Origin of the sequence: Streptomyces sp. WM6386 (assembly GCF_000972385.1) — a bacterium.
GTDB lineage: Bacteria > Actinomycetota > Actinomycetes > Streptomycetales > Streptomycetaceae > Streptomyces.
Window position 1 is genome coordinate 1 of the sequence record NZ_JXTE01000080.1, and the last position, 18,045, is coordinate 18,045.

An 18,045-nucleotide genomic window follows, 5' to 3' on the forward strand; every position below is an offset into this window, starting at 1 on the left:
GAGTTCGCCGCCGCGGGGAGTTTCGAAGAGGCGCCGGGCGGGGTCGAGGGTGGGGTGGGGGGAGCCGGGTGGGGGAGCGAGGCGGAGTTCGGTGGGATTTTCCTCGCCCCCGCCGCCCCTGCCCGTCCCGTCCTCCAGGGGCTGCCGCCCCTTCGACCCCGCTCCCAGGGGGCTGCGCCCCCTGGACCCCTGCACCGGCGTCGACAGCGTCAGGCGTATGTCCGCCACGTCCGCGTCCAATGCGTACGGACCCGTCGCCAGAGTCGCCGTCGACTCGCCCGAGGCCAGCGCGGGCAGCAGGCGTTTCGCCGGACCTGGGTCGTCCAGGCCCGCGAGCAGTGCCGCCGCCGCGGCCGTCTCCACCAGCGGGCCGGGCGCCGCGTGCCGGCCCAACTCGACGAAGGCGAGCGTGAGTTCCACGGGCCGTAGGCCCAGCCCCTCGTGCGTCTCCGGAACCGCCAGCGCGAAGACCCCCGCCTCCGCGACACGCGCCCACAGCGCGCGTCCCCTCACGTGGTCGCCCCGGCTCCAGTCCCGGATCACCGCCGGGGTGTCCGCGGCGGTCAGCATCGCGTCCAGCGAGGCACTGAAGGCACGCTGCTCGGCGTCCATGAGGAACCTCATCACCGGCGTCCCTTCGGCAGACCGAGCAGGCGCTCGGCGATGATGTCGCGCTGGATCTCGTTGGTGCCCGCGTAGATGGGACCGGCGAGGGAGAAGACGTAGCGCTCGGACCAGTCGGTGTCCGCCAGCTCGCCCTCGGGGCCCAGGAGATCCAGGGCCGTCTCCGTCAGCGCGATGTCGTACTCTGACCAGAAGACCTTGTTGAGGCTGGACTCCGGGCCCAGTGATCCGCCGTCCAGGACGCGGGAGGCCGCCGCGAAGGTGAAGAGCCGGTAGGCGCGGGCTCCGATCAACGCGTCCGCGACCCGGTCGCCGCTCTGCGCCGGGCTGCCCTGGGCCTCCCACAGACGGTGCAGACGGTCCGCGGCGGCCAGGAAGCGGCCGGGGGAGCGGAGCTTCAGCCCCCGTTCGTTGCCCGCCGTCGACATCGCGATCCGCCACCCCTGCCCCGGCTCCCCGATCACGTCCTCGTCCGGCACGAACACCTCGTCGAGGAAGAGTTCCGCGAAGGCCGGCTTGCCGTCCAGGCGGGCTATCGGACGCACCGTGACGCCAGGCGCACGCAGATCGAACATCAGGTACGTCAGACCCTGGTGAGGTCTCGGAGCGTCCGGGTCGCTGCGGAACAGGCCGAACGCACGGTCCGCGAAGGCCGCCCGCGACGACCAGGTCTTCTGCCCGCTCAAGCGCCAGCCGCCGTCCGTACGGACTGCCCTGGAGCGCAAGGACGCCAGGTCCGAACCGGCCTCCGGCTCCGACCACGCCTGCGCCCAGACCACCTCGCCACCGGCCATCGACGGCAGCACCCGCGCGCGCTGCTCCTGCGTGCCGTGGTCGAAGAGGGTCGGCGCGAGCAGACTGATGCCGTTCTGGTTGACGCGTCCCGGAGCGCCCGCCGCGTAGTACTCCTCCTCGAACAGCAGCCAGCTGACCAGCCCCGCGTCCCGGCCGCCGTACGCCGTCGGCCAGTCGACCACCGACCAATGGTCCGCGGCCAGTTCGGCCTCCCACGCGCGGTGCGCCGCGAAGCCCTCCGCCGTCTCCAGGGAGGGCAGCGGCTCGGACGGCACATGGGCGGTCAGCCACGCGCGGGCCTCGGCCCGGAAGGCCTCCTCTTCCTGCGTGAAGGCGAGGTCCATCGGCAACAGCCCTTCGACGGCGCTTCCCTAACAAGTGTTTGGTAGGTTAGCGTGGCCCTATGACAGGCGTCGAGACTCCGGCGTACGAGCCAGGGCACGCACTGCTGAGCGGGCGCACCGCCGTCATCACCGCGGCGGCCGGCGCCGGCATCGGCGGCGCCACCGCGCGGCGGTTCCTGGAGGAGGGTGCGCGGGTGCTGATCAGCGACGCGCACACGCGGCGGCTCAAGGAGTACGAGGCCGAGCTCGGGCGGGACTTCCCGGGCGCGGTGACGGCCCTGCCGTGCGATGTCACCGACGAGTCCCAGGTCCGGGCCCTGTTCGACACCGCCGTGGCGGAACACGGACGGCTGGACGTCGTCGTCAACAACGCCGGGCTCGGCGGGACCGCACCTCTCGTCGACATGTCCGACGACCAGTGGTCCCGCGTCCTGGACGTCACACTGACCGGCACCTTCCGCTGCACCCGGGCCGCGTTGCGGCTGATGCGCGACTCCGGCACCGGCGTCATCGTCAACAACGCCTCCGTCATCGGCTGGCGAGCCCAGGCGGGACAGGCGCACTACGCCGCCGCGAAGGCGGGCGTGATGGCGCTGACCCGGTGCGCGGCCCTGGAGGCGGCCGAGTTCGGGGTGCGCGTCAACGCGGTGGCGCCGAGCCTCGCCATGCACCCGCACCTCGCGAAGGTGACCACGCCGGAGCTGTTGGCGGAGCTGACCGCGCGCGAGGCGTTCGGGCGGTACGCCGAACCCTGGGAGGTGGCCAACGTGATCGTGTTCCTGGCGTGCGGCTACTCCTCGTACATGACGGGCGAAGTCGTCGCCGTCAGCAGCCAGCACGCCTGACGAGCGGAGCGTCCAGAATGATGTCGTGCCGACCAAGAAGAAGCCGCAGGTGACCCCCGCCGCGCCCGCCCGCCGCCGGGAACTCCTCGACACCGCCGCCGAGGTCTTCGCCGAGCAGGGCTACAACGCCACCACCGTCCGCAAGATCGCGGACCACGCGGGCATGCTCGCGGGCAGCCTCTACTACCACTTCGACTCCAAGGAGTCGATGCTCGAGGAGATCCTGCGGACCTTCCTCGACGAGCTCTGGGACGGCTACGACACCGTCCTGGCCGCCGAACTCGGGCCCCGCGAGACGCTGGAGGCCCTGGTCACCGAGTCGTTCCGGGAGATCGACCGGCACCGTGCCGCCGTCGCGATCTACCAGAAGGAGAGCCGGCAGCTGGTCGCGCAGGAGCGGTTCGGGTTCCTCGCCGAGTCGCAGCGCAAGTTCGAGAAGGCGTGGCTGTCCACGCTGGAGCGCGGGGTCGCGGCCGAGGTGTTCCGGGCCGACCTCGACGTCCGGCTCACCTACCGGTTCGTGCGCGACACCGTCTGGGTCGCCGCGTCCTGGTACCGGCCCGGCGGACAGCACAGCCCGGAGGAGATCGCCCGGCAGTACCTCTCGATGGTGCTGGACGGGATCGCCGTACGTACGTAACTCATTGGGGATTCCGAGGAGTCTGGGGAGTTGGCATGGCCGAGGCCTACATCGTCGAAGCGGTCCGGACGCCCATCGGGCGGCGCAAGGGAGGGCTCAGCGGGGTCCATCCCGCCGACCTGGGCGCGCATGTCCTGAAGGAACTGGTGGCGCGGGCCGGGGTGGATCCGGGAGCCGTCGAGGACGTCGTCTTCGGCTGTCTGGACACGGTGGGGCCACAGGCCGGGGACATCGCGCGGACCTGCTGGCTGGCGGCCGGACTGCCCGAGGAGGTGCCGGGGGTGACGGTGGACCGGCAGTGCGGCTCCTCCCAGCAGGCGGTGCACTTCGCGGCGCAGGGCGTGCTGTCGGGGACACAGGATCTGGTGGTCGCGGGCGGCGTGCAGAACATGTCCCTGATCCCCATCGCCTTCGCCACCCGGCAGGCCGCCGAGCCGCTCGGGCTCACCCAGGGGCCCTTCGCGGGCAGTGCGGGCTGGCAGGCGCGGTACGGGGGCAAGCCGGTGAACCAGTTCGTCGGCGCCGAGATGATCGCCGCGAAGTGGGGGATCAGCCGGCCGGACCAGGAGGAGTTCGCGCTGCGCTCGCACCAGCGGGCGGTGCGGGCGATCGACGAGGGGCGCTTCGAGCGGGAGACCGTCGCCTACGGGGACGTATCCGTCGACGAGGGCCCGCGCCGGGACACCTCGCTGGAGAAGATGGCCGGGCTGAAGCCGGTCGTCGAGGGCGGCACGATCACCGCCGCGTGCTCCTCGCAGGTCTCGGACGGGGCGGCGGCCATGCTGCTGGCCTCGGAGCGGGCGGTACGCGAACACGGGCTGACACCACGCGCCCGCGTGCACCACCTCTCGGTGCGCGGCGAGGACCCGATCCGCATGCTGACGGCACCGATACCCGCCACCGCCCACGCCCTGAAGAAGACCGGCCTCTCCATCCACGACATCGACCTCGTCGAGATCAACGAGGCCTTCGCCCCGGTCGTGCTGGCCTGGCTCAAGGAAACCGGCGCCGACCCGGAGAAGGTCAACGCCAACGGCGGAGCCATCGCCCTCGGCCATCCCCTGGGCGCCACGGGCGTCAAGCTGATGACGACCCTGCTGCACGAACTGGAGCGCACGGGCGGCCGGTTCGGACTGCAGACGATGTGCGAGGGCGGGGGCCAGGCGAACGTGACGATCATCGAGAGGCTCTGAGGCCGTCCTGCGGCCTCTCGGTCATGGAGAAGCCATGAGGCTCTTCAGTACGTCCTCGGCGTCCTTCATGATCCGCTCCACCAGCTCCGCACACGACGGCAGGTCGTCGATCACACCGGCGACCTGCCCGGAAGCCATGACACCGAGATCCGTACGGCCGTCCACCATCGCCGACCTGAGCAGCATCGGCGTGTTCGCGGCTAGGAGGACCTGGCTCCAGGTGAGGTCCTTGCCGTGCTTCAGGGAGAGGCCGTCGCCGATCATCTGTCGCCAGGTGAGTCCGGACAGCCGGCGAAAACCGGTCGCATGGCGGACCGCCCGCACCAGGGCCCTCGCGCGGCCGGAGTTCTCCAACCCGGCCACCAGGTCCGTGCGCAGCATCCGGTGCGGCAGGCCGTCGACCGCACGGGTCACCGTCACGTCCTTCACCGTCGCCGCCAGATAGCGCGCCTTCACCGCGTCCGGCACCGTCGAGTCCGATGTGAGCAGGAACCGGGTGCCCATCGCGACGCCCGCCGCCCCGTACGCCAGCGCCGCGACGAGCCCTCGCCCGTCGAAGAAGCCCCCGGCCGCCACGACCGGGATGTCCACCGCGTCCACCACCTGCGGCAGCAGCACGGTCGTCGCCACCTCGCCGGTGTGTCCGCCGCCCTCCCCGCCCTGCACGATCACCGCGTCCGCCCCCCACGCCGCCACCTTCTCGGCATGCCGGCGGGCACCGACGGACGGGACGACGACGACCCCCGCCTCCTTGAGCTCGGCGATCAGCTCGGCGGAGGGCGCGAGGGCGAAGGAGGCGACCCGTACCCCCTCGTCGATCATCAGCCGCACCCGGTCGCCCGCGTCCGCCGCGTCGGCACGGAGGTTGACCCCGAAGGGCGCATCCGTGCGGGACTTGACCTCCCGCACGGCCTCGCGCAGCCCGTCGAGGGTCATCGTCGCCGAGGCCAGGATGCCCAGCGCGCCGGCGTTCGCCGTGGCCGACACCAGGCGGGGGCCCGCCACCCAGCCCATCCCGGTCTGCACGATCGGATGGCGGACCCCGACCAGCCGGGTGAGTGCCGTGTCCATCAGACGGCGACCTCCCGCGAGCGGACGCCGACCGGGTCGAGCACCTCGCGGATCAACTCCAGCTCCTCCACGCTCGGTTCACGCGTGTACGGCACCTCGTCCGGGATGATCAGGGCGAACCCCGTGGCCTCCGCCACCTGCTCGACGCTCACCCCGGGATGCAGCGAGGCCAGCCGCATCGAGTGGTCCGGCGTCGCGAAGTCGAAGACGCCGAGGTCGGAGACGACGCGCGGGACGCGATGGAAGCGGGCGCCGGCAGCGTGGTCGTAGCCCACCCCGCACACCATGTCGACCTTCTCGACGAACACCCGCCGCGAGTGCCGGGGCACCCAGTAACTCGTCGGGTTGTTGAGGGTGTTGACCGGCGCCCCCCGCACCCCGAGCAACTGACGCTTCGGCTGCGCCCAGTCGCCGATGCAGGAGATGTTCTGGTTGCCGTACCGGTCGATCTGGCTCGCGCCCATCATCACGTGCCGCCGCCCGCCCGTCACCAGGGCCAGATGCTGCCGGTACGGCAGCCAGCCCTCGACGGTGCCGTCCGGGCGGACCAGCATCGCCTCGCCGTCCGTCAGCAGCAGATCCGGGGCGAAGGTGAGCCGCGCGAGACGGGCCCCGACGGAGGGGATCAGGCCCATGGGGCTCGCCAGGATCTCGCCGCCGTCCCGCCAGGCCTCGGCACAGGCGATCACGCAGTACTCGGCGCGGGTGGGCGGCACAAGAGAGGCGTTCACGATCCCTCCTCCAGATACCGTGCCGCGAACTCCGGCCAGGGCGTGGTCGCGTAAGCCTTCTGCCAGGCCTCGTCCCGCCCGTAGTCCGGCGCGCAGGACGTGAAGTGCGCCCCGTTCGGAGCCTCGATGACTCCGCTCACCACATGCCGCTTGACCAGCAGCGACTGCGGTGGAGCCTCCTTCGTCAACTCGGCCGTGTCGACGACCCGTTCGCACGAGAGGTACGCGGTGTCCGCAGCCTCGCAGAACAGGTCGTCGAAATACGGGTCCGGGCCCAGACACTGCCCGTTGCCCAGCCGGTCGGCGCGGTTGACGTGGACCAGGGCCGCGTCCAGCCGCAGGGCGGGCATGGCCACGAACGTCTCACCGTCGTCGTACGGCGAAGTCACCGTCCGCAGCCCGGGGTTGACCCGCATCACGTCCGAACCGACGCCCGCCCGCACCGGCAGGAAGGGCAGCCGGTTCGCCGCCGCGTGCAGCCCCCACATGAACATCGCCTCGTCGACCTCCATCAGCTCGAAGGCGCCGCGCTCGCGGGCCGCGCGGTAGTGCGGTTCGAGGGGGATCGAGTCGAGGGTGACGAAGGCGGCCACCAGCTTGCGGATCCGTCCGGCCGCGGCGAGCATGCCGACGTCCGGGCCGCCGTACGAGACGATCGTCAGGTCGGTGACTTCCGACCGGAGCAGCGCCCTGACCAGGGCCATCGGTTTGCGGCGCGAGCCCCAACCGCCGATGCCGAGGGTCATGCCGCTGTGCAGCCGGGCCACGGCCTCGTCCGCGGTCATGGTCTTGTCGCTCACCTATCGGCCCTCCTTCCCGAACGTGTCACGGATGCGGTCGGCCACCCCGGCGGTGCTCGCCTCGAAGGTGAAGCCCTGCTCGAAGCGGTAGCTGCGGTGCACGTCGACCGGGTCGATACCGTTGATCGCGGCCTTGGCGAGCCGGAGCAGTTCCCCGTCCTTGGCGGCGATCTCACGCGCCAACTCCAGCGCCGCTTCGAGGAGTCCGGGACGCGGCACCACACGCCACACCGAACCGTGCGCGTGCAGCTCGGCCGCGGTCGCCGTGCGGGAGGTGAAGTACAGGGCGCGCATGAGGTGTTGGGGGACCAGCCGGGCCAGATGCGTGGCCGCGCCCAGCGCACCGCGGTCCAGCTCCGGCAGCCCGAAGGTGGCGTCCTCGCTCGCCACGATCGCGTCCGCGTTGCCGACGAGACCGACACCGCCGCCCAGACAGAAGCCCTGCACGGCCGCCACCACCGGGACCTCGCAGTCGTACACCGCCGAAAAGGCCTCGTAGCAGCCGCGGTTGGCGCCGACGAGAGCCGAAGGGCCTTGTGCCTGGATCTCCTTGATGTCCACGCCCGCGTTGAACCCCCGGCCCTCGGCGGCCAGCACCACACACCGCACCCGCGGATCGCGGCCCGCCCCGCGCACCGCGTCGGCGAGCGCGAACCAGCCCTCCACCGGCAGGGCGTTCACCGGTGGGAAGTCGACCGTGACGACCGCGATGCCGTCTTTTCCGTGCCCCGTTTCCGGAGACGAGGTGGAGACACCCATGGAAGCATCAGCTACCTTTCCACCAAACGTTTGTTAGGTGAAGGGTAGCGGGCAATGGAGCTGAAGGGGAGGGTCGCGGTCGTCACGGGCGGCACGCGAGGAGTCGGCGCCGGGATCGCGCGGGCGTTCGTGAGCGCGGGGGCGGACGTCGTGCTGTGCGCGCGACGACCGCCCGAAGTGCCGCTGGAGGGAACCGAGTTCGTGCCCCTGGATGTGCGGGACCCGGATGCGGTACGCGCCTTCTTCGCCGCGTTGCCCCGCCTCGACGTCCTCGTCAACAACGCGGGCGGCGGGCCGTTCCGGCTACTGGCCGACGCGGACGCCGAGCGGCACACGCGGGTGATCGAGCTGAACCTGCTCGCCCCGCTCACGGCCTCCCTCGCGGCGTACGAGCACCTGAAAAGGTCGAAGGGCTCGGTCGTCATGATCGGCAGCGTCAGCGGCAGCCGCCCCTCGCCCGGATCGGCGGCGTACGGCGCGGCGAAGGCCGCACTGGAGAACCTCGCCCGGTCGATGGCGGTGGAGTGGGCGCCGGACGTACGGGTGAACACGCTGGTCGTCGGCATGGTCCGCACCGAGCTGGCCCACCTCCACTACGGCGACGAGGACGGCATCGACGCCGTCTCCCACACCGTCCCGCTCGGCAGGCTGGCCGAGCCTGCGGAGATCGGCGCCGCGGCCGTCTTCCTCGCCTCGGACGCCGCCGCATACATCACCGGCGCCTCGCTGCTGGTGCACGGGGGCGGGGAACGGCCGCTGTTCCTGGACGCGGCAACTGCCAACAAGGAGACCTGAGATGAGCGGAATCTGCGACGGCCGGGTCGTCGTCGTCACCGGGGCCGGCCGCGGACTCGGCCGGGCGCACGCGCTCGCCTTCGCCGCCGAGGGGGCCCGCATCGTCGTCAACGACCTCGGCGTCGGCCTCGACGGGGCGCCCGACGCCGACAGCCCGGCCGCACAGGTGGTCGCGGAGATCCGTGCGGCGGGCGGCGAGGCCGTCGCCCACGGTGGCGACATCGCCACGACCCAAGGGGCGAGCTCCCTGATCACCACCGCGCTGGAGACGTACGGCCGCCTCGACACCCTCGTCAACAACGCCGGGTTCCTGCGCGACCGGATGCTCGTCAACCTCGACGAGGACGACTGGGACGCGGTGATGCGCGTCCACCTCAAGGGCCACTTCCTGCCGCTCAAGCAGGCCGCCGCGCACTGGCGGACGGAGGCGAAGGCGGGACGCACACCGGCCGCTCGGGTCGTCAACACCAGCAGCGGCGCCGGGTTGTTGGGCTCGGTCGGGCAGGGAAACTACAGCGCGGCGAAGGCGGGCATCGTGGGCCTGACGCTCGTCGCCTCGGCGGAACTCGCACGCTACGGCGTCCAGGTCAACGCGATCGCCCCGGCGGCACGGACGCGGATGACAGAGCGGGTGTTCGCCCAGACCATGACGGCCCCCGGGGCGGGCTTCGACACGATGGCCCCGGAGAACGTCTCGCCGCTGGTGGTATGGCTGGGCTCGGCGGGGAGTGCGGGGGTGAGCGGCCGGGTGTTCGAGGTGGAGGCTGGCCGGATCACGGTGATGCAGGGCTGGCGTGCGGGCCCGAGCGTCGACAGGGGGTCGAGGTGGACTCCGGCGGAAGCGGGAGAGACGGCACTGAAGCTGCTTGGCGAGGCGGAGACGCCGGGACAGGCGTACGGGGCTTAGGGGACCGACTCAGGGGCGCGGGGAACTGCGCGACCAGCCCCCACTCACCCGCAGACAACGACACACCTACTACGTGTCACATTCCAGCACGGTCCTGCACAACCCGCACCGCGCCCGAACCCGCCCCCGCACCGGCACCCTGATCTTCTGATGACAGGTAGGACAGGGAAAGGAGACCCGCAGCCCCCCGGCACCCCCATCGGGCGTGAAGGCATACGACGCACCGGACTGCGGAACATGAGCCCGCCGATCCCGCGCATACCGCCGCCGCCCAGCCCAGCCGGCAGCGGTCAGCGGAGGCTGCTGCTCGTCCTCCCGTGCCTTCGCCATCCCCTTCACATACGCCGTATAGGCCTGCGCACTGGTGAACCACACCGACGGATCCTCACCGAACACCAGCGACCGCTTCGCCAGCACGTACCCGAACTCCTCCGGCGTCAGATACCCCAGCTTCTGCGAGGACGCCGCGTCCTCCCGGTACGCGTCCAGCAGCAGCCACCCCGCACCCAGATACGTCGTCGCCGTGTCCGTGAGGATCTCGTTCTCCCTCAGACCCGGGAACGACAGATCGAGCCGGTGCAGATAGACATGCATCACCTCGTGCGCCAGCGCCGCCCCGATGTCCCGGCGATGGGTACGGAAACGGTCGTTCAACTCCACGAAGTACTCGGGCCCCGCGGCCAGTTCGACGTTCGCCGCATGCGTCATCTCCCGGAAGCCGACGATCATCCGGGCGTCGGGGAGCCGGTAGTGCCGCACCAGCTCACGGGCCACCCGCTGCGTCCCCAGATGGAGATCGTCCGTGTCGCAGAACGCCACGTCGGCGGGGGCCACGCTGGTCGAGAACGTCTGGACGGTGTCGTACGACAGCCGTTTCCAGAGCGCGGTGATCGAGGCCCGCACCGTCTCCAGGTGCGGGTAGCCGTGCTCGACCGGTCCGTCGTTCGTCACGCCCGTACCCCCAAGACGCCCTGAACCCGACTCCACTCTACGAGGGTGCGGGCGGATTTTCCCCGGCGGCCACCAGGACGTGCACCCGCACAAGGTCATCGGCTGCTGAGCCGCGGCGCCCGGTCGGGCGCCGCCTCCTCGAACTCCAGCACCCATACGTCGTTGACGCCCTCCCGCAGCACCGGGCCGGGCACATACAGCGCCTGCTGCGGGCCCGCGGACCAGTAGCGGCCCAGGTTGAAGCCGTTGACCCACACGAACCCCCTTGTCCAGCCCGGCAGTTCGAGCAGCGCGTCCCCCGCGCCCCGCACGGTGAGGGTGCCCCGGTAGAGCCCCGGGGCGCCTTCTTCGGGAAGCGGCCGGAAAACCACCCCGTCGACGTCCTCCAGCGCGTCCAGCCGCAGTCCACGCGCGCGTACCCCGTGCAGATACTGCCGCTCGTGCAGCAGCCCCCCGGTGATCCCCTTCGCCTCCCCGGTCCGCGGCCCGTAGTTGACCCGCCCCAGGGACTCCACCCACAGCTCCACGCGCGCGTGCCCCGCCACCGGCTCCTTCAGCCGCTCGTCCTGCTCGGTGAGCACCCCGGCCCGCTCCCCGTCGACGTACACCACCGCCAGATCCCGCACCCCGCGCGCGATCAGCGGGTAGGGCTGGCGGGGCCCCGGGACGGTCACCTCGTAGCGCACCAGGCCCCGGTCCACGTCGAGTTCCTCGAAGGCCGGCGGGACGGGGGAGAGGGTCTCCGGGCCGCCGAGCGTCTCCAGGACGTCGCTCAGGGACGCCCAGCCGGTCAGCTCCACCTCGGCGGGAAAGCCCAACTGCGCCGGTTCCAACGGCAGTTCGGGAAGCGGGCCGTCCGCGTACTCGGCGAGGACTTCCCTGAAGCGCCAGAACTTGTCCGTGGGAAGGCCGAACTCGTCGATCGGCGCGTCATAGTCGTACGACGTCACATCCGGCTCCAGCACACCGTCGTGCAGATCGCCACCGCCCCGGTTCGCGCCCGCCCACCCCGCGAAGCTCGTCCCGCCGTGCGCCATGTAGAGGTTCACGGAGGCCCCGCACTCCAGGATCTCCCGCAGGGCCGCCGCCGCGTCCCCAGGAGCCCGTACGACGTGCTCGGCGCCCCAGTGGTCGAACCAGCCGCACCAGAACTCCATGCACATCAGCGGCCCGGCGGCCCGGTGCCGGCGCAGGGTCTCGAAGGCCTCGCGCGCGTGGGAGCCGAAGTTCACCGTGGCGAGGACACCGGGGAGCGAGCCGCCGGTCAGCATGTGGTCCTCGGGGCCGTCGGAGGTGAACAGCGGCACCGTGACGCCCGTCTCGCGCAGGAGCGCGGCCAGCCGGCGCAGATACTCCGCGTCCGAGCCGTAACTGCCGTACTCGTTCTCGACCTGCACCATGATGACCGGGCCGCCGCGGTCGATCTGCCGGGCCACGACCTGGGGCAGCAGCCGACAAAACCAGCGCTCCACGTGCCCCAGGTACTCCGCGTCGCCGGTGCGCGGCCGCCCCGTCAGCCAGTGCGGCAGCCCGCCGTTCTCCCACTCGGCGCAGATGTACGGCCCCGGCCGCACGATCGCCCACAGCCCCGCCTCCCGCGCCACGTCCAGGAAACGGCCGAGGGCCTCCACATCGTCGTGGGAACCCGGCCCCGGCTCGTGAAAATTCCACGGGACGTACGTCTCCACGCAGTTCAGGCCCATCGCCCGCAGCATCGCCAGCCGGTGCCCCCACTGCGCCTCGTGCACCCGGAAGTAGTGCAGCGCGCCGGACAGCAGCCGCACCGGCCGCCCGTCCAGCAGAAAGTCCTTTTCCCCCACCGTGAACTCGCTCATATGCCCCACCCTCGCCTCTGGCGCAGGTCAGGGTCCATGGACAAAGATCGGCGCAGCTTGGACGGACGAAACGGGGCCTGTCGATGTACCACACCTGGATGCGGTTCCTCACGCCCGGCCCCGCTCACCACCGCCTCGGCCTCGTCTGCCTCGGCGTCGGCCTCCAGTACGGCGCCCTGCCCACCGTCGGCCCCCGCACCCTCGACCACCACGTCGCCGTCGTCATCAGCACCGGCGGCGGCTGGTACGAGGACGCCCGCGGCCGCCGTACGACCGTCACCGCGCCCGCCCTGCTGTGGCTCACCCCCGGCGTCCCCCACCACTACGCGCCCGACCCCGAAACCGGCTGGGACGAGGGCTTCGTCGACTTCACCGGACCCGCCACCGCCACCTACACCGAACTCGGCTACATCGAACCCGACCGGCCCGTCGTGCCCCTGACCGACGCCACCGGACCCCGTGGCGTCATCGGACGCATGGCCCGCGCCGCCCGCCGCGACAACCCCCTCCTGGAGGTCGAGACCGGCGCCGCCGTCCACGAACTCCTCGTCGCCCTGCGCCGCGCCCGCGCCGACCTCACCCCCGACGGCCACCAGGTCCTCAAGGCCCTCGCCCGCGACGCCTTCACCCCCATGTCCGTCGCCGACCACGCCGCCCGGCACGGCATGACCCTCGCCGAACTGCGCACCGCCGTGCGCCGCGGCGCCGGCTGCAGCCCCAAGGACTACCTCCTCGGCATCCGCCTGGGCCGCGCCAAGGAACTCCTCGCCGCCACCGAACTCCCCGTCGCCGCCGTCGCCCGCCGCATCGGCTACGACGACCCCGCCTACTTCTCCCGCCTCTTCACCCGCCGCGTCGGCACCGCGCCCGTCCGCTTCCGCGCCCAGCAGGGCCGCGCCGTCCCCGGCGGCTGGAGCGACCAGGTACCCGACCCCGACGATCCGCCCAGACTCCCCGGCACCGACGCCGGGTAGGGGCCACGGCGGCTGCCTGCGGCCCCACCGAGGCGACTGCGGCGGACCCTTCGCGTGGTGAGGCCCGCGCCAAGGCGACCTGAGCCGACCCCACGACCGAGCCGGGCCGCTCCGACGCTCCTTCGCGGGCGGCCGTCCGCAGGGACCGGGCCCGATCGCGGACACCTCGACACCGCCGCAGCAGCCGCCACGTAGGGTGGTCGCCCATGACCACCAGCACCAACGGAACCGGTGACGTCGACCCCGCCGTGCGCGAGGAGCTCGCCCGGCTGCGCGACAGCATCGACAACATCGACGCCGCCGTCGTCCACATGCTCGCCGAACGCTTCAAGGCCACCCAGCAGGTCGGCCACCTCAAGGCCCAGCACCAACTGCCGCCCGCCGACCCGGCCCGCGAGGCCCGCCAGATCGAACGGCTGCGCACCCTCGCCGAGAACGCCAAGCTCGACCCGGCCTTTGCCGAGAAGTTCCTCAATTTCATCATCGCCGAAGTGATCCGCCACCACGAACGGATCGCAGAGACCGTGGAGAACACGGCCAACGGCACCTCGCCACAGGCGAACTGAGCTCGGCCGACGCCGAAAGGGCGTGACAGGCGGGTCCGCGAGAGGCATGCTGCGCTGTGCACTCCTTGTCAGCTGGCGAGCACTCCCCGTCAGCTCCTCGGACACAAGCTGGTTGTCCCACGCGGGAGGGACGTCGGGCCATGCCGTCGGATGCCAAGATCCTCATCGTCGACGACCACGAGGACACGCTGTACGCCCTGGAGAGCGCCCTCGCCCCGCTGGGGTACCGGCTCAGCCGCGCCACCAGCGGCGACGAGGCCCTCAAAGAAGTACTCCGCGGACAGGTCGGCCTGCTCCTCCTCGACGTCCGCATGCCCGGCGTCAGCGGCCTCGACGTCGTGCGCTACATGCGCCGCCTGGAACAGACCCAGCACATACCCGTCGTCCTGCTCACCGGCTTCGGCACCGACCACGAACTGACCTCCACCGCCTTCGGCCTCGGCGTCGCCGACCTGATCACGAAACCCATCGACCCCTGGGCACTGCGCACCAAGGTCCGCTACCTCTACGACGCCCACCGGCGCCAGCTCGCCCTGCAAGAGGAGATCCGCGAACTGCGCGCCCTCGTCAAGAACCACGGCGAGCCCCACGACGGCCCCTCGCACCCCGCCCTGCCCCACCCCGACACCCGGGTCCCGCTCCAGCGCGCAGAAGGGGCGCACCACAGCAGTCTCGAACAGGACCGGACATAGGCCGCGTACCGATCCGCCCCTGTGCCCGGCCAGTCCCATCAGGCAGCATGTCCTGCATGTCCGTACTGACGCGCGACGAAGCGCAGACCCGTGCCAAGCTCCTCGACGTCCACCGGTACACGATCGACCTCGATCTGACGACCGGCGACGACACCTTCGACTCCCGCACCGTCATCCGCTTCACCCTGCGCACGGACGGCGACACCTTCGTCGAGCTCAAGCCCGCACAGCTGCGCTCCGTCGCCCTCGACGGACAGCCCCTCGACCCGGAGACCCTGGACGGCGACCGGCTGCCCCTGAAGAACCTCACCGCCGGCGAACACGAACTCCGCGTCGACGCGCGCATGCGCTACTCCCGCACCGGCGAAGGCATGCACCGCTTCACCGACCCCACCGACGACGAGACCTACCTCTACACCCAGCTCTGCATGGACGACGCCCCCCGCGTCTTCGCCGCCTTCGACCAGCCCGACCTCAAGGCCGTCTTCGAACTGACCGTGAAGGCCCCCGAGACCTGGACCGTCCTCGCCAACGGCATCACCGAACACCTCGGCGACGGCCACTGGCAGGCCGCCCCCACCCCACAGATCTCCACCTACCTCGTCGCCGTCGCCGCCGGCCCCTACCACTCCGTCACCACCGAACACCGAGGCCTGCCCTTCGGCCTGCACTGCCGCCGCTCGCTCGCCCCCTACCTCGACGCGGACGCCGACGAACTGTTCGAGGTCACCAAGCAGTGCTACGACCGCTACCACGAGAAGTTCGAGGAGCCCTACCCCTTCGACTCCTACGACCAGGCGTTCGTCCCCGAGTTCAACGCCGGCGCCATGGAGAACCCCGGACTGGTCACCTTCCGCGACGAGTTCGTCTACCGCTCCGCCGTCACCGACACCGAACGCCAGACCCGCGCCATGGTCATCGCCCACGAGATGGCCCACATGTGGTTCGGCGACCTCGTCACCCTGCGCTGGTGGGACGACATCTGGCTCAACGAGTCCTTCGCCGAGTACATGGGCTACCAGACCTGCGCCGAAGCCACCCGCTTCGCCGACACCTGGACCGACTTCGGCATCGTCCGCAAGGCCTGGGGCTACGAGGCCGACCAGCGCCCCTCCACCCACCCCGTCGCCCCCGACCCCGAGGTCGTGCCCGACACCGCCTCCGCCATGCTCAACTTCGACGGCATCTCCTACGCCAAGGGCGCCTCCGCACTACGGCAACTGGTCGCCTGGCTCGGCGAGAAGGACTTCCTCGCCGGCATCAACACCCACTTCGCCCGCCACAAGTTCGCCAACGCCACCCTCGCCGACTTCATCGACTCCCTCGCGAGCAGCACCGAACGCGACGTCCACGCCTGGGCGCAGACCTGGCTGCGCACCACCGGCGTCGACACCCTCAGGCCCCAGGTCAGCCGCGGCGACGACGGCACCTACACCCTCCAGGTCGAGCAGACCGGCAGCCGTCCGCACCGCATCGCCGTCGGCCTCTACGACCAGGACGTCAGCGACGAGGGCCGCCACCTCGTCCTGCGCGAACGCCTCGACCTCGACATCCCGCAGACCGCACCCCAGCCCATCGGCAAGCGCCCCGCCCTCCTCCTCCTCAACGACGGCGACCTCAGCTACGCCAAGATCCGCTTCGACGCCGACTCCTTCGACACCGTCCACGCCGCCCTGTCGGGCCTGCCCCACCCGCTCACCCGCGCCGTCGTCTGGAACGCCCTGCGCGACGCGGTCCGCGACGGCGAACTGGCGCCCACCGCCTACCTCGAGGCCGCCCGCACCCACCTCCCGCGCGAGACCGACCTCGCCCTCGTCCAGGGCGTCCTCGCCTTCGCCTCCGTCCAGGTCGCCGGCCGCTATGTGACGCCCGAGGAGCGCCCCGCCGCCCTCGCCACCCTCACCTCCCTGTGCCGCGACCTCATCCGCCGCACCGAGGACGGCGACAACCCCGGCCTGCGCCTGATCGCCGTACGCCACTTCATCGACGTCGCCGCCCACCCCGACACCATCGCCGCCTGGCTCGCCGACGGCACCGTCCCCGGCGGCCCCGAACTCGACCCCGAACTGCGCTGGCGCGTCCTGGCCCGCCTCGCCGTCCTCGACGCCACCGACGAGACCGCCATCGCCGCCGAACTCGACCGCGACCCGTCCGCCACCGGCCAGGAGGGCGCCACCCGCTGCCGCGCCGCCCTGCCCGACGCGGCAGCCAAGCGCACCGCGTGGGAGGCCATGTTCGCCCACGACGACCTGTCCAACTACCTGTTCACCGCCACCGCCCAGGGCTTCTGGCAGCCCGAACAGGCCGAACTCCTGCACGAGTACGTCCCACGCTACTTCGAGGACGCCGTAGCCCTCGCCGCCCGCCGCGGCCCCGCCATCGCCGACGCCGCCGGCCGCTACGCGTTCCCCGCCTACGCCGTCGACGCCGACACCCTGAACCACGGCGAACGCTGCCTGCGCAACGCCGAGCCCATCCCGGCCCTGCGCCGCAAGCTCGCCGACCAACTCGACGACCTGGCACGCGCGCTGCGAGTGAGGGAGTCCTAGGACCTCAGACGTAGGCCACGGTTGCTCCCGGGAGACGACGCGGGAAGGTGATCGTCCGCTCTAGGCTACGGACAGTCAAGGACGATCAACTCTGGGAGACAGACCCGTGATCTTAGTAACCGGCGCCACCGGAAACGTCGGCCGTGCCCTCGTCGACCGCCTCGTCGCCGCAGGCCGACCCGTACGCGCCCTCAGCCGCGACCCGCAGAAGGCCGCACTGCCCGACGGGGTGGAGGTCATGCGCCTCCACCCCGACAAGTCCGTCTTCGAAGGCGCCACCAAACTCTTCCTCTACGTCCAGGCCGCGAACGCCGAACTCCTCACGGCGGCCCGTGAAGCCGGCGTCCGCCACGTCGTGTTCCTGTCCGCCGGATACGTCAAAGAAGGCGCCGACGACAGCAACCCCCTCCAGGTCATGCACGCCAACGCCGAACGCGCCATCCGCGACAGCGGCCTGCAATGGACCTTCCTGCGCCCCCACGCCTTCGCCGTCAACGCCCTCTCATGGGCGGCGCAGATCCACGCCGGCGACACCGTCCGCGGCGTCTTCGCCGACGCGATGAGCGCCCCCATCCACGAGGACGACATCGCCGCCGTCGCCGAACACGCCCTCCTCGACATCGGCCACGAAGGCGCCGCCCACATCCTCACCGGACCCGCGGCCACCAGCAACGCCGACCAGATCGCCGCGATCGGCCGGGCCCTGGGACGCGACCTGGAGTACGTCGAACTCCCGCCGGAGCAGGCCGCCACCGAACTGTTCTCCCACATGCCGCCACACCTCCTCCAGTTCCTGCTGAAGAGCTGGGCCGCCACCGTCGGCGTGACCCCGGAGATCACCGACACCGTCGAGAAGATCACCGGAACCCCGGCCCGCGCCTTCGAACAGTGGGCCCGGGACCACGCCGAGGACTTCCGGGGCTGACCTCCAACACGTTTTCCCCGCACGGAAGTACCCCCTTTCGGGTCTGAAT

The 18,045-nt window shown here is 71.4% G+C and carries 18 protein-coding genes; 10 read left to right on the top strand and 8 right to left on the bottom strand.

The window, feature by feature from the left end; genetic code table 11:
* Together TN53_RS34665 and TN53_RS34670 are read right to left on the bottom strand one after the other, a co-directional pair.
* Window positions 1-624 (bottom strand): acyl-CoA dehydrogenase family protein (locus TN53_RS34665; protein WP_046262766.1); only part of this gene is annotated, 624 nt, incomplete at its 3' end.
* On the bottom strand, window positions 624-1,763 hold the full coding sequence (locus TN53_RS34670; RefSeq protein WP_046262767.1) for an acyl-CoA dehydrogenase family protein: 1,140 nt from the start codon (window positions 1,761-1,763) through the stop codon (window positions 624-626). The genes TN53_RS34665 and TN53_RS34670, both read right to left, overlap by 1 nt.
* Window positions 1,764-1,822: 59 nt before the next feature.
* On the opposite strand from TN53_RS34670, the gene TN53_RS34675 reads away from it, so the two are divergent.
* From TN53_RS34675 to TN53_RS34685, 3 genes are read left to right on the top strand one after another with little or no spacing between them, the layout of a single operon-like run.
* A complete protein-coding gene (locus tag TN53_RS34675; protein ID WP_046262768.1) occupies window positions 1,823-2,608 on the top strand; it encodes an SDR family oxidoreductase in 786 nt (261 codons plus the stop codon).
* Between the two features lie 25 nt (window positions 2,609-2,633).
* Entirely contained in the window at window positions 2,634-3,248 is a 615-nt protein-coding gene (locus tag TN53_RS34680; protein WP_046262769.1) for a TetR/AcrR family transcriptional regulator, read from the top strand.
* Window positions 3,249-3,283: 35 nt separating this feature from the next.
* A complete protein-coding gene (locus TN53_RS34685) occupies window positions 3,284-4,441 on the top strand; it encodes an acetyl-CoA C-acetyltransferase (protein WP_046262770.1) in 1,158 nt (385 codons plus the stop codon).
* A gap of 21 nt (window positions 4,442-4,462) precedes the next feature.
* Here TN53_RS34685 and TN53_RS34690 read toward each other — a convergent pair whose 3' ends face one another.
* The 4 genes from TN53_RS34690 to TN53_RS34705 are packed head-to-tail and all read right to left on the bottom strand — an operon-like array spanning window position 4,463 to window position 7,802.
* A complete protein-coding gene (locus tag TN53_RS34690; protein WP_046262771.1) occupies window positions 4,463-5,512 on the bottom strand; it encodes an NAD(P)H-dependent flavin oxidoreductase in 1,050 nt (349 codons plus the stop codon).
* The gene (locus TN53_RS34695; RefSeq protein WP_046262796.1) at window positions 5,512-6,228 is read right to left on the bottom strand and encodes a CoA-transferase subunit beta; all 717 of its coding nucleotides are present in this window, start codon (window positions 6,226-6,228) and stop codon (window positions 5,512-5,514) included. Before TN53_RS34695 ends, TN53_RS34690 begins: the two co-directional genes overlap by 1 nt.
* 11 nt (window positions 6,229-6,239) lie before the next feature.
* On the bottom strand, window positions 6,240-7,043 hold the full coding sequence (locus tag TN53_RS34700; protein WP_046262772.1) for a CoA transferase subunit A: 804 nt from the start codon (window positions 7,041-7,043) through the stop codon (window positions 6,240-6,242).
* Window positions 7,044-7,802, bottom strand: coding sequence for an enoyl-CoA hydratase family protein (locus tag TN53_RS34705; RefSeq protein WP_046262773.1), 759 nt, complete (start codon window positions 7,800-7,802; stop codon window positions 7,044-7,046).
* Between the two features lie 54 nt (window positions 7,803-7,856).
* On the opposite strand from TN53_RS34705, the gene TN53_RS34710 reads away from it, so the two are divergent.
* A complete protein-coding gene (locus TN53_RS34710; RefSeq protein ID WP_046262774.1) occupies window positions 7,857-8,597 on the top strand; it encodes an SDR family oxidoreductase in 741 nt (246 codons plus the stop codon).
* Between the two features lies 1 nt (window position 8,598).
* Entirely contained in the window at window positions 8,599-9,504 is a 906-nt protein-coding gene (locus TN53_RS34715; RefSeq protein ID WP_046262775.1) for an SDR family oxidoreductase, read from the top strand.
* A gap of 69 nt (window positions 9,505-9,573) precedes the next feature.
* Here the strand turns inward: TN53_RS34715 and TN53_RS34720 are convergent, their stop codons facing one another.
* The gene (locus TN53_RS34720; protein WP_046262776.1) at window positions 9,574-10,455 is read right to left on the bottom strand and encodes a hypothetical protein; all 882 of its coding nucleotides are present in this window, start codon (window positions 10,453-10,455) and stop codon (window positions 9,574-9,576) included.
* A gap of 95 nt (window positions 10,456-10,550) precedes the next feature.
* Window positions 10,551-12,290: a glycoside hydrolase family 35 protein gene (locus tag TN53_RS34725; protein ID WP_046262777.1), complete on the bottom strand. Its 1,740-nt coding sequence runs from the start codon at window positions 12,288-12,290 to the stop codon at window positions 10,551-10,553.
* Window positions 12,291-12,373: 83 nt separating this feature from the next.
* On the opposite strand from TN53_RS34725, the gene TN53_RS34730 reads away from it, so the two are divergent.
* The 5 genes from TN53_RS34730 (at window position 12,374) to TN53_RS34750 (ending at window position 17,996) form a co-directional block, all read left to right on the top strand.
* The gene (locus tag TN53_RS34730) at window positions 12,374-13,264 is read left to right on the top strand and encodes a helix-turn-helix domain-containing protein (protein ID WP_046262778.1); all 891 of its coding nucleotides are present in this window, start codon (window positions 12,374-12,376) and stop codon (window positions 13,262-13,264) included.
* A gap of 206 nt (window positions 13,265-13,470) precedes the next feature.
* Entirely contained in the window at window positions 13,471-13,830 is a 360-nt protein-coding gene (locus TN53_RS34735) for a chorismate mutase (protein WP_046262779.1), read from the top strand.
* Window positions 13,831-13,970: 140 nt separating this feature from the next.
* Window positions 13,971-14,522 carry a response regulator gene (locus tag TN53_RS34740; protein ID WP_046262780.1) on the top strand — a complete coding sequence of 184 codons (552 nt, stop codon included), beginning with the start codon at window positions 13,971-13,973 and terminating at the stop codon, window positions 14,520-14,522.
* 56 nt (window positions 14,523-14,578) lie between these two features.
* On the top strand, window positions 14,579-17,071 hold the full coding sequence (pepN, locus tag TN53_RS34745; RefSeq protein ID WP_046262781.1) for an aminopeptidase N: 2,493 nt from the start codon (window positions 14,579-14,581) through the stop codon (window positions 17,069-17,071).
* 106 nt (window positions 17,072-17,177) lie between these two features.
* Window positions 17,178-17,996 carry an NmrA family NAD(P)-binding protein gene (locus TN53_RS34750; RefSeq protein ID WP_052745356.1) on the top strand — a complete coding sequence of 273 codons (819 nt, stop codon included), beginning with the start codon at window positions 17,178-17,180 and terminating at the stop codon, window positions 17,994-17,996.
* Window positions 17,997-18,045 lie beyond the last annotated feature (49 nt).

Excerpts from the sequence above, each read along its gene's own strand:
- TN53_RS34670 (WP_046262767.1), bottom strand. The coding sequence starts at position 1,763 with ATGGACCTCGCCTTCACGCAGGAAGAGGAGGCCTTCCGGGCCGAGGCC.
- TN53_RS34675 (WP_046262768.1), top strand. The coding sequence starts at position 1,823 with ATGACAGGCGTCGAGACTCCGGCGTACGAGCCAGGGCACGCACTGCTG.
- TN53_RS34685 (WP_046262770.1), top strand. The coding sequence starts at position 3,284 with ATGGCCGAGGCCTACATCGTCGAAGCGGTCCGGACGCCCATCGGGCGG.
- TN53_RS34690 (WP_046262771.1), bottom strand. The coding sequence starts at position 5,512 with ATGGACACGGCACTCACCCGGCTGGTCGGGGTCCGCCATCCGATCGTG.
- TN53_RS34705 (WP_046262773.1), bottom strand. The coding sequence starts at position 7,802 with ATGGGTGTCTCCACCTCGTCTCCGGAAACGGGGCACGGAAAAGACGGC.
- TN53_RS34710 (WP_046262774.1), top strand. The coding sequence starts at position 7,857 with ATGGAGCTGAAGGGGAGGGTCGCGGTCGTCACGGGCGGCACGCGAGGA.
- TN53_RS34715 (WP_046262775.1), top strand. The coding sequence starts at position 8,599 with ATGAGCGGAATCTGCGACGGCCGGGTCGTCGTCGTCACCGGGGCCGGC.
- TN53_RS34725 (WP_046262777.1), bottom strand. The coding sequence starts at position 12,290 with ATGAGCGAGTTCACGGTGGGGGAAAAGGACTTTCTGCTGGACGGGCGG.
- TN53_RS34730 (WP_046262778.1), top strand. The coding sequence starts at position 12,374 with ATGTACCACACCTGGATGCGGTTCCTCACGCCCGGCCCCGCTCACCAC.
- TN53_RS34735 (WP_046262779.1), top strand. The coding sequence starts at position 13,471 with ATGACCACCAGCACCAACGGAACCGGTGACGTCGACCCCGCCGTGCGC.
- TN53_RS34740 (WP_046262780.1), top strand. The coding sequence starts at position 13,971 with ATGCCGTCGGATGCCAAGATCCTCATCGTCGACGACCACGAGGACACG.
- pepN (WP_046262781.1), top strand. The coding sequence starts at position 14,579 with ATGTCCGTACTGACGCGCGACGAAGCGCAGACCCGTGCCAAGCTCCTC.